Raw genomic sequence first — 11,363 nt, 5'->3', positions numbered from 1 at the left:
TCAGAGGTGTGCTATTCCGATCTCCACCAACAACAGCAATCGCGGCTTGTCAAATTGGTGTGATTGCATCCACTGCTTCATCGAAATTTTATCTAGAGCAAACGCCTCGGGATCGTCCGATGTCAGGGAGGTTGGCAAAGCGAACCAAGGTTTGCCATCGTTGCCGGTTCGCAATGCAAATTCGGACATCTTCGTTTGAAAACGTTTGATTTGTGAAATGTCTTCGGGTGTTGCGTCCCGCATCGGAAGCAATCCCGGGTGCCAACGTCCGCCCGCCCAGACCCGTTCTTCTGGATCGCGGCAAAGCATGTGCTCAGCAGCGCGGCCGTGTTGGTCCAAGACACCGCAATCACGCAAGAATTCTCGCAGCGGTTGGTTGTGCTCGTCGGGCAGCGGCAAGTAGTGGGCGCCCCAAGGGGCTCGCAAGGAACCGAACGATTCCGAAGTGTACTGCGTGCTTCGCGATGTGCCGCCAGGAGAGGATTCCAACTCCAAAAGGATGAAGTCATCCAATCCCGATTTCAGGAGTTCGTATCCGGCGGACAATCCGGCGACTCCGCCACCAACAATCACACAGGCTGTGTGACGTTGGATCAATTCAGCCGGTTTGGCGATGCGATCTGAAGCGGGAACTCGCAATCGATGCCCGACGTCACGGTTGGGCGACAGCAGTGAACCTGTAAACGGAAGTGCCCCGGACCAACGTGAAGACAGCGAATCACAACCCATGTACGCGAGAGAGCCGGCGCCCAGAACCGAAGACAGCAAATTACGCCGGGTGTAGCGAAGTCTTCGGGGCTGCGAACTCATCAGAAGGCTCCGCTGGTTTTGAGGAGGTAACCAACATAACCGCAATACATCAGAATCATCAGCGCCCCTTCCCAACGAACAATCGTTCGACCGGTCCGGTAGAGAACCCAACTCAGCAACGCGGCGATCACCATCAACGGCATATCCAATGCCATGATATCGGGCGAGACGTTCAGACCACTCGGGGCGATCACGGACGTGATGCCTAGCACGGCGACGATGTTCAGCGTGGTGCTGCCGACCGCGGTGCCAATCGCAATCCCACGTTCGCCTTTGATGGTGGCGGCAACGGAAGTGACCAACTCGGGAAGCGACGTGCCTGCGGAAACGATCGTTAGTCCGATCACCAATTCGGAGACGCCCAGAATGCGTGCCATTGATACGGCACCGTCAACAAACAGTTCGCATCCGTAGACCAAGGCCGCGACGCCGGCACTGAGCAAAACCAATTGCCAAAGGATCACGGCAACACGCCGGCCAAGTGACGTGGCGGCTTCCTCCAAGATTTCTGGCGAGAGGAGTTCGTCCGGGATGGCGGCTTCACCGGATTGTTTGCCGAGTCGGTACGAAACCGCGAAATAAGCGATCATGATCAGAATCAGTCCGATCCCGTCGAAACGCCCGATGACTCCGTTCCAAGACGCAAGCAACATCGCGATCGTTGCCGCGATCATCACGGGCACATCGAACCGCGTGATTTGTTTTTCCACCGGAAGCGGAGCGAAGAGTGCGCTGAAGCCAACGATCGTCAACATGTTGAACAGATTGCTGCCGACCACGTTGCCAATCGTGATGTCGGCCTGGCCTCGAAGCGCCGTCGCGAACGAGACCGCCATCTCAGGGGCGCTGGTGCCGAGGGAGACAACGGTCAATCCCACGAATAGCGGACTGAGTTTCGCCGCGATCGCCAATCGGGAGGCGCCGCGAACAACCCATTCGCCTCCAATCAAGAGAAGAAGGATGCCGCCGAGAATCTGTAGTGCGATGATACCATTCATGCGGCTGAAAATAGACAAGCGTGCCGTCTCGTAAAAGGAGACGACACGCTTGAAAGTTTTTCAGGTCAGACTGCGATGGGAACCATCGCGTTTTGTGCTGCCGTGATTGGCATCACCGTCGGTGTGGTCGGCCGTGATGATGACCGTGATGACCATGGTGACTGTGATGTCCATGGACGTGGCGCGGGCCGCGATAAGGAGCGTACACGGGCGGATAGGCCAGCGGGCGAGCGTAGCTGCGGTAGCGAGTGGAATAACCGGGGTAAATCACTGGTCCGTATGATCGATAGCCGTAAGTGCTGCGGTAGGGCGTGGCGTAGTAACTGCTGTATCGGCTTGGACCATAGTGGCCGTAGCTGAAACCGCCCGTGCCGATACTGAGCGAAAATCCTTGGGCGTTTGCCTCCGGGGCGTCCGCCATGAAAGTGGCTGCGACGGCGAGAACCGGGACGGCGATCCATTTGGTCAATCGAGACATCTTTTTTCTCCGTAGAAAACTTGTTCCGCCGCGTGATGCCTCCTCGGCATCGGTTCACAAATCGCGTGAAACTCAGTTCACAGGAGAATGGAAGCAACCCAGGGGCCAATCGTGCCGAAAGTGTCACGAAACGCTGATTTCAGGGGGAAAAAGCCGATTTCGTGGGGAAACACTCACTTCTCAACCAACCCGCCTCAACGATCGGGCGAAATAGGTGATATCAGAATGATGTCAATCTCGGTTGCAACATGAGACGTCGGAGCACCCGAGTGGGTGGTGGATGGTGCGTCAGGCTGACTGCGGCAGGGGGGAGAGAAGCTCGTTCGAACAGTGGTTTGGAGTGGTCGAACGAGTCGCCAGTGAAGGCTATCGACCGAGCCAGGGCATTGCGTCGGCACTCAGTCGGTTTCGAACCGGGCCGGGCAGCGGTTGCTGGTAGCTCGGCGGGCGGCTGCCTTGATCGTTCGGTCCGATATCCGTCAATGGATAGGGATCGTGGACGACGGCGTTGGCCTGTTGTTGGTTCATCGTTCCTGGTGCGGGTAAGAAACCACGGCCGCGACACCCAGCGGACAGGCTAGTGAGCAGAATCAGCGTGGACACGCCGGCGAGCGAACAGACGCGCAGGGAGGAGGTGCGCATGAGATCGGTCCTGACAAAAATGGGAGACACGGATTGGGAGGGCGGCGTTGCCGGGGAGGGGTGGAAGAGCAAGCTGCCGGCGAGTCGGATCAATGAATGATGCGACCCTACAGCAATTCATCGAACGATCGCGATGCCGCCTGGATGGCTTCCGGTCGGCTCAAGCGAAAAGTGCTGGCGGCGGGTCGGGTTGCTCCGGTCGATTCGGGTTGAAGCGATGGTGCGAATGTCTCGTGGCGAGCCAGGTGTTGTCGCGTTGATGTCTCAGAAAGAAAAGTAACGCAACCAATTTCGAAAACCTTGACCGGGAACATAAGCGACTGGTTGCCCCCAAAGTCCTGGGCCGACTTGCACGGTGTTGTTGCCCTGTCCAAAGTCGATCAAAGCGCCGGCGGGACCGGCGTTCAAGGTGGTGGAAGTGACGGGAGGCACGGTGGAACCGACTGGATAAGTCGTGGCGGGAATGGCGGCAGGAGCAGCGATTTGTGCGGGTGGAGCAACGTATCCGACTGGCGCGACTCCAGTTGGTGCAGCGCAACCTTGTCCGTAGCCGTAACCGGAATAGGGGCTCATGGCAGAGTATTCGCTGGGTGCCGAGATGAGAGCGCAGTTGCTCATTGTTGCGTAGCCGCCATTGCTCAGTTGTGGCGGTGGAACGGGTGCATAGTCCGAAGGCGGCGGACCGATTCGATTGGGAGCGAAGGTTGGGTTGCCGCCCAAGACATCGTTCGGGACCGCAGTGGGAGCGGGCAGCGATCGTCCTTGCGCCGCGGCATCGCCACGCAAGGAGTTGCCTGGGGCGATATTGCTCGGGGCGGGTGTGCCGCTGGTGGGAGCGGACATTCCAGGCGGAGGTGCAATGCCGGGCGAGGAAGAGCCAACGCCCGGTTGTGTATTCCCGAGGTTGGGTGGCGTTCCGAACGAGGGTTGAGTTTGAACGGGTTGGGATCCGGCAGGAGGTTCGAAGGTTTGATTACCACCGATGTTGCCGGGCAAATCCAACCCGCCTGACTGCATCGCGACTTGCCTTACGTTGGGATCATAGGCACGGGCATTGGCGGGTGGCTGGGACCGGTAGGATGCCGGAATCATCCGACGGCTTTGCGCGGCACTGTTGTGTGTGGCGCTGTTTTGTGTGGCACGTTGTCGACGAGCGGTCTCGGTTTGGTCGACGGCGCTGGGGGAACCAATCGGCCGAAACGGCAACGTTTGCTGAGCACGGGCGGATTCGGACGAAACGAGCGTCATTGTACCGACCAGCACAAACACGGCAGCGAGAAGCTGGTGAGCGTGCTGAGGTTGAAAAACGTTGGTCAGAAATCGAAGCATGGTATCCCGTTTGTAAAAGCGTGATCTTGTTGGGGGTAACAATCTGTGGTGGACTGCATCAAGATCAATTCCATGACACGCAAGGAACCGATGTTGTTTGACAAACCGTCACCGCAAGAAGTGCTGGCGTCACGAGGCGAGGCCAGCCCCGCGGACGGGAGGCATCGCAACATGGATGCCAATCGTCCCCATTCGGTGTTCGTGGAACTGGAACCTTTCGATCGCCGTCCGGATCGGCCACCCGAGATGACTCAGGTGTTGACGTTGTTGCTAGCGTCGTCGGAGTGTTCTCTGCAGTGCAGTATGTGTGATTTATGGCGGAACACGCTGGACCATCCGACTCCGCCGGGCGCGTTGCCCAACCAGATTCGGGTGGGGCTGCGACATTGGGAAGAGCGAACTGGAAACGCGGCAGGCGGGACGATCAAGCTCTACAACAGCGGGAATTTCTTTGACCGACGTACCACACCCTCGGCGGATGACGACACAATTGCCAAGCTGTGCGATCGGTTTGATCGCGTGGTTGTCGAGAATCATCCGCTGATCGGCACCCGACGCCTGTTCGAATTCGCGAAACGTTTGCGTGGGAAACTGGAAATCGCGGTGGGCTTGGAATGCATCGCGCCGCGAATGTTGGATCGATTGAACAAACGACTTCACCCGGGGCAATTTTTTCAATTCGCTCAGCACTTGAAAGACGCCTCCATTGATTTGCGTGTGTTCCTGATTCACGGTCTGCCGTGGTTGGCTCCAAAGGAATCGTACGCATGGACGATCTTGTCGGCGCGATTTGCGGCGGCTGCCGGGGCACGTCACATCAGTTTGTTGCCTTGCCGAACGGGCAACGGTTTCATGGACCGATTGGCTCGCGAGGGGCACTTTCATCCGCCGACTCGAAAGGAGATGCAGGCGGTGATGGTTGCACTCGACAATGATTCACGTTTCGATCGTGGTCCGGTGCTGACTTTGGACACTTGGGGTTTGGATCCGGAGTTGCCCAAGTCGGATGCTCCCGACTTGGGTGAAGTACCAAAATCGGGAACGCGAAATGTCTGAATCAAAATCCGACTACGACGTTGCGATTCTAGGAGGCGGCTTTTCCGGTTCCCTGTTGGCTTGGATTTTGGCCACCCGTGGCGTTTCTGTGATGTTGATTGAACGGGAACAATTCGGGCGTTTTGCGATTGGTGAATCCAGCACTCCGATGGCCGATTTGGTGCTGCGACAATTGGCTGATCAGTATGAATTGCCTGAACTGCGAGCACTGTCGACTTACCCGAGTTGGAAAGCGTCGTTTCCAAATTTGCGTTGTGGAAAGAAACGCGGGTTCAGTTACTACCACCATGGCGACGCGGGCTGTGACAACCAATCAGGACGGCAGTTTCACGATCTCAAGAAGGGTGACGAGAACGTCTGCGGAAATAGTTTGTTGGTCACCGCCAGTCCGAGCGACACTTGGTCGGACACGCATTGGTTGAGAAGTGACATCGATTCGTTCTTTCTGCAAAGAGCGATTCAGGCGGGGGCGGAATGCCGTCAACGGACCGAAGTGGTGGCCGCGACGATGGAGGAACACGTCGAGTTGACATTGTGTGATCGCTCCCAGAATGAATCGCATGCATCGCCCAGGAATGTGTCGGCGCGGTGGTTGGTCAATGCATCGGGCCGGTTTGGTGTGTTGCCAGACTCATTGGCTCGATCGATCGGTCTGCGTCGTGTTGACGAGCGATTGCAGACGAGCACACGTAGTGTCTTCGCTCATTTTCATGGTGTGAAATCTTGGACACAGGAACTGAAGCGAACGCGACAGCTTCGAGCGGAGGAACCGTTTGATCCTGACGACGCGGCTCAGCATCATCTGACGGCAGAGGGTTGGATGTGGATGTTGCGGATGGATCATGGTGTTACCAGCGTCGGTTGGACTCAGCCGAACAGTGCTGGTTGGGCCGACGTCGGATCGGGAATCCCTGCGACAGAAAGTTGGCGGCGGTATCCCAGTTTGCAAAACCTGATGGAAGAGGCGTCATTCTGCGAGACGACGCCTCGTTGGATCTCGGTGGACCGGGTGCAGCGAATGCAGTTGCCGGTGAGACATCGAAACTATGTGATGATGCCAACGGCGGTGGCGACAATCGATCCGCTGCACAGCACGGGCATTGCCCACGGTTTGATCGGCGTGGCCAGGTTGTTAGGCGCGTTGCTCAGTGAGTCATCGCGATGCGACACGATGCTCGATCGATATGCGTTGACGGTGGAACGAGAACTGCGACAGATCGATTCGCTGGTTTCGTTGTGCTACCAATGTTTGTCCACGATGGCGCGATTCGAGGCGGTGTCGATGCTGTATTTCGCTTCTGCGATTGCGTCGGAGGAGTTTCTAGCATCTGGTGGCAACGTCGATTCCGCGTTGTGGTTGTGCGACAACGACGCGTTTTGCGAATTGATTCGAGAGACGCGGCAACGAGTCTCGGATCACATCTCGGACGACGAATTGTGGCAGTGGTTGCAACCGCGCCTGCAACCGTTTCAGAACGCTGGGTTGTTGGATGGCAACGTTCGCGGCCGGTATCGCTACACAGGGGAAGCGAAACACGAGACGTTTTTCAAAGTGGAACGTTCGGTTTGATCGTCGCTTCGTCCACTGCCTTCGAACCGAGTCGTGAGAGACCATTAGTGCGGAATGAACGCTTCTTCTTGGTCGACTTCGATCAGGTGAGCGTTTTGTGTCGCACGGCACAGGTCGAGCAGTTTTTGAGTCTGCCGAAGCAGCGTGATCCACTCCACTGCTTCGCTATTCGATGCGGCTTTTTCAATTTGTTTGGCTGAGTCAACGATTGGAGTCAGGTAGCTGGCATCGGCGATCTCAGACAAGTCCTTGGCGAGGTCACGCAGGACTGACAAATTCTGCTGGTCCATTGCCTCGGCGATACGTTCGATTTGTTGACCGATTTTCAGTGCGGTTGGCTTCGGGACGGCGAATGAGATTCCGGTCGTCGTCGGGACGCCCATCGAGCTTTCTTTGACATCGGCCTCGATCTTGTCGAGGAAGTGGTTCACCAGTTCCGCATCGAATTGTTTTCCCGCGCAACGTTGAAGTTCCATCGCGGCGAAGGAGTGCGGTCGGCCTGGACGATAGGCTTGATCGGAAACAATGGAATCGTAAGTATCGGCGATCGTGAGGATGCGAGCCTCGAGGGGAAGTTCGTCGAGTTTCAAGTTCCGTTGCACGTCGCCACGATCACTGATGGCATGATGCGCGCGAATGATTCGTTCGAGTTCGGGGCAATGGAAGGTGCCAGCAACCATGTCGAGACCGATGGTGTTGTGGCGTCGCATGACTTTCCATTCTTCTTCGGTCAGCGGCCCTGGTTTGTGTAAGACATCATCGGGAACACCAATCTTTCCAATGTCATGCAGCAAGGCGGCGATTTCCAAAACATAGATTTCTCGTTGGCACACCAAACCATCGGCGGCTTGAACACACAGGTTGGCAACTCGGCGACTGTGTTCCGCGGTCGATGGGTCTCGATACGCGAGAGCGGAAACCAGTGCCGTGACGGCGTGAAACGGCAGGCTGGCCAAATCAGGGTCAGCGATTTCATCGGGCGACGGTTCTTCTTCGCCGAGAACGTCCACGCGATCGGGATCGAAAGGAACAGATTGGTTTCGTCCGCCGCGTTTGGCGACATAGAGACAATTGTCGGCTTGGTTGATTAGCGATTGCACATCGGCGGCACCGAATTTCAATTCGCTGACACCGAGCGACGCGGTCAATCGAAGCGATTCCGGATCGGACAAGCGGATGTTCATGATCGCTGCCCGAGTCCGCTCGGATTGCTCCATTGCTTCGTCGAGATCGTGGCCCGGCAGCATCACGCAGAACTCTTCGCCGCCGTAGCGGCAGACGACTTGGTTTTCTTCGTGAAGGTCACGCAGGACCTTGGAGACCTTTCGCAAGACTTCGTCGCCGGTGTGGTGACCGTACGTGTCGTTGACGCTCTTGAAGTGGTCGATGTCGACCATGAAGCAAGACAGCGGACGGCCAGCGCTCCGGTAGTCTGCCAGAATCTCTTCCATGCGTTCAAAGAAGGCACGACGGTTCAAGCAACCGGTCAAGGCATCTCGTGTCGCAAGAATTTCGAGTTCCTGATTTTTCTTTTGGATCTCGTCTTTGCTCAGGCGAAGCATCGACAGCATGTTCTCGAGTTCGAGACGGTGCTTCTCAACGTGCGTGACGTCCTGGAAGGTGACCAGAGCACCCTTTTGTTTTTCGTCTTCGCCGATCGGTCCCGCGTTGACGCTGAACACCCGGTGGACACCATCCCGTCCGGTCAGACGCAGGATTTCACCGACGACCGATTCACGTTGGCTGATCGCTTGCGTCCATGGTAGTTCAGCGTCCTTGGACGACTTTTCTCCATTGCCAAATACCCAGGGCAGATCGGCGGCGAGGCGGTCTTTCAGTTCTTCGGGTTCATATCCGTTGGTGGCCAAGAAGTTGTCGTTCGCAAGAACGATTTTGCCATCTTTGTCCAGGACGAGCAGGCCTTCCGCGAGCGTATCAAGCGCTTGTCTGACGCGCTCAGGAACAACCTGTGTTCGCGAGAAGACGCCGAGGATTCGCATCATCAAGAATGAGTACGATCCCATACCGATCACGGTGAAGAAAATCAGCAGCCGAAGGATTCCGCGGTCGAGTATGCCGCCAAATGGCCCGGCAAGATTGTTTCGGAATGTGAATTCAAGGTTTCCCCAGGTGCGGTCTTGGACCGTGATGGGGATGTCCAGCCGGATGATGTCGCCGTCGATTTCGGCGGTGGATTGCGTGGCGGCCGATTCGGTGGGTTCGACCCAAGTTGGGACGGACTGAACGGGCGCAGGATCTTCCGAGAGGAACAGGTCATCATCTCGTGACGCTACGGTTGGTGAATTTTTGTAGACGGTTTCGGCGGAGTTCGCTTCACCAGATGGTTGCGATTTGGTCCAGCAGACGCGGTGATGTTTCGTGCTGGCTTGCAGAACACCGGATTCGGTCCGTAGGCCGGCGGAGAGCAGGGATTCGTTTTGGCGAACCAGCGAATCGAGGGTGGCGTTTAGTTTGGCCCACCGGTGATGGCGAATGTCGTCAATTGATGCAATTGCAACGGTTTCGCAGAATTTGCGCCGCGCAGTCTCGTCGGCCACTCGTGAATCGGGGATGAACCCGAGCCACTGAGCTCCGAGGATAAGACCCAAACCGACGCACACGAGTGCGAAGGCGAGTCGAAGCGATGCGAAAACGGCCTGGAACAAGAAAAACGATCGTTGGGAGAGGGATGGTAGACGTCAAATTCCACTCTGATTCGTCACAACCAAGCAGTGACACGCGACCCGTCGGCCGCGAGAAATCATTCGTGGAATTCCCTTTGGGTAAGTCTTCGTTATGAAACGTGGCACACCGGTGCTAGGAGGTGTACATCTGCGTGGCGACTCGAAACTGGTGTCGTTACTTCCGGATCAGCGGGTTGATCGGGCTGTTCGTTTCGTAACGAGTTGTCCGGTGGTGCTAGTCGAGCATTTCCTCCACTTTATCCTGGGCCGCACCGTCGGCTCCGCGATAGGCAGAGAGCAGGGAAGCAGGATCCAGCATTCGCCAGCTTGGGATGCCGGCGTACATGGTGGCGATGAACATCCCACCGCGAAGTGCCCACAAGACATAGCCGATCGAGGCCAGTCCCAAAGTGGTTCCGACGGCACCCACGTGAATCTCGTCGTTCTCGTAGCTTTCATTGACACGAACCGAGCCGTCGTCGGTCAAGTGCCACGTCAGCAAAGTGTCGAGGTCCGTTTCGCCAACCAAGTCGTCTAGTAGTGCATCGCTGCTGACAAGGATGTCGTATTGGAACGATGTGTTTCCGAAACCGAAACGTTGGACCAAGCGGCTGCTCTGATTGTTCATGGCGCGAACACCTTGGCTGCCGTTGTCGGTGGGACTCCCGCTGGCATCGTCTCCGGAGCTGTTCTCGTTGGAGTCGCCTGATTGATTGGCGAAGTTGCGGCGTCCAGATTGTGTCGACTCACCGGAATTCGAGCCGGTGTTGCCATTGGTTCCGACCGTGTTGGCGAGCTCCGTTTCATTCCCTTCGCCCTCGGATGGGTCGGAGTCATTGTTGTCATTGCCATCCGTGCTTCCATCGCCATCGCCATCGCCGCCTCCCGATGAGTTGTCTCCTGAGTCACCATCTCCTCCGTCGCCAGATCCACCGGTGTTGCCGGGGACGACCTCGATGGTGACTGTGGCCGTGTTGCTGGTTAGGAAACCGTCGTCGGCAAGATATTGGAACGAGTCGGTACCAAGGAAACCGGCGTTGGGCGTGTAAGTCACGTGTCCATTGGAGTCGATTTGCAATGTTCCGTTGGCGGGATGCGCGACGATCACGATTCGCAACGGATCCGAATCCACATCGACATCGTTGGCTAGCAGCGAAGGGTTGTTCAGCAGTTTGGGCAGACTGACCGTCGTGCTATACGTTCCATCGTGGGAAGCAACTGGGGCTTCATTGACATCTCGAAGCTGAATGGTGAAGGTTTGGTCGACGAACGATCCGTCTTCCGAGATCGCACGGACGATGATGTCGTGAGACGCTTCCGTCTCGAAGTTCAGCGACGAATTTGCGGCCACCGTCACGATACCGCTGGAAAGGCCGACTTCGAATCGTCCACCCGCATCGTTCAACATGGTGTAGTGGACGTTGTTGTTCGTCGCGTCGGCATCGGAGGCAAAAACAGTGATGCCAACGGTCGCACCACCTGCTGAATTCTCGTCGACTTCGTTGGCGGTACCATCAATGTCACCACCTGCCATCGCAACGAACTCATTGACATCATTGACGAGGATTGTGAATGACTGAGATTCGGTGGAGGAGTCACTGGAGGTGGCGGTGACGGTGATTTCGTGACTGGACGCGGTTTCATAGTCGAGCGAAGTCGCCACGGTGACTTCGCCAGTGTTGGGGTCGATCTGGAACAACCCGCCTGGGTTGTCCGTCAAACTATAGGTGATCGTGTTGTTGGTGGCGTCGAGGTCGAATGCGTCGGCCGTGATTCCGACGGGCGTTCCTGGGGCC

General features: G+C 56.9%; 9 protein-coding genes. 2 read left to right on the top strand and 7 right to left on the bottom strand.

Translation table 11 applies throughout. The features are described from left to right. The 5 genes from ACF8AM_RS13590 to ACF8AM_RS13570 all read right to left on the bottom strand — a co-directional run bounded on the left by ACF8AM_RS13590 (position 1) and on the right by ACF8AM_RS13570 (position 4,257). Positions 1–810: an NAD(P)-binding protein gene (locus ACF8AM_RS13590; RefSeq protein WP_392556150.1), complete on the bottom strand. Its 810-nt coding sequence runs from the start codon at positions 808–810 to the stop codon at positions 1–3. Then, positions 810–1,808, bottom strand: coding sequence for a calcium/sodium antiporter (locus ACF8AM_RS13585; protein WP_392556149.1), 999 nt, complete (start codon positions 1,806–1,808; stop codon positions 810–812). The genes ACF8AM_RS13590 and ACF8AM_RS13585 overlap by 1 nt, the downstream gene beginning before the upstream one ends. A 112-nt stretch (positions 1,809–1,920) precedes the next feature. Beyond that, on the bottom strand, positions 1,921–2,286 hold the full coding sequence (locus ACF8AM_RS13580; RefSeq protein WP_392556148.1) for a hypothetical protein: 366 nt from the start codon (positions 2,284–2,286) through the stop codon (positions 1,921–1,923). A 366-nt stretch (positions 2,287–2,652) separates the two neighbouring features. Next, the gene (locus ACF8AM_RS13575; protein ID WP_392556147.1) at positions 2,653–2,928 is read right to left on the bottom strand and encodes a membrane or secreted protein; all 276 of its coding nucleotides are present in this window, start codon (positions 2,926–2,928) and stop codon (positions 2,653–2,655) included. A gap of 264 nt (positions 2,929–3,192) precedes the next feature. Continuing rightward, on the bottom strand, positions 3,193–4,257 hold the full coding sequence (locus tag ACF8AM_RS13570; RefSeq protein ID WP_392556146.1) for a hypothetical protein: 1,065 nt from the start codon (positions 4,255–4,257) through the stop codon (positions 3,193–3,195). Between the two features lie 72 nt (positions 4,258–4,329). Between ACF8AM_RS13570 and ACF8AM_RS13565 the strand changes: the two genes are divergently transcribed. Further along, the gene (locus ACF8AM_RS13565; RefSeq protein WP_392556145.1) at positions 4,330–5,313 is read left to right on the top strand and encodes a Fe-S oxidoreductase; all 984 of its coding nucleotides are present in this window, start codon (positions 4,330–4,332) and stop codon (positions 5,311–5,313) included. Further along, complete coding sequence (locus ACF8AM_RS13560; RefSeq protein ID WP_392556144.1) at positions 5,306–6,883, top strand: NAD(P)/FAD-dependent oxidoreductase; 1,578 nt, start codon at positions 5,306–5,308, stop codon at positions 6,881–6,883. Before ACF8AM_RS13565 ends, ACF8AM_RS13560 begins: the two co-directional genes overlap by 8 nt. Before the next feature lie 44 nt (positions 6,884–6,927). Here ACF8AM_RS13560 and ACF8AM_RS13555 read toward each other — a convergent pair whose 3' ends face one another. Both ACF8AM_RS13555 and ACF8AM_RS13550 read right to left on the bottom strand, forming a co-directional pair. Beyond that, positions 6,928–9,549: a diguanylate cyclase gene (locus tag ACF8AM_RS13555; protein ID WP_392556143.1), complete on the bottom strand. Its 2,622-nt coding sequence runs from the start codon at positions 9,547–9,549 to the stop codon at positions 6,928–6,930. Between the two features lie 253 nt (positions 9,550–9,802). After that, the coding region (locus ACF8AM_RS13550; RefSeq protein WP_392556142.1) for a cadherin domain-containing protein at positions 9,803–11,363 on the bottom strand (1,561 nt) is incomplete at its 5' end.

This window comes from Rhodopirellula sp. JB055 (assembly GCF_043100905.1).
Lineage (GTDB): Bacteria > Planctomycetota > Planctomycetia > Pirellulales > Pirellulaceae > Rhodopirellula.
Note: the sequence above shows the minus strand (reverse complement) of the source record. Positions and strands in the feature narration are given on the sequence as shown.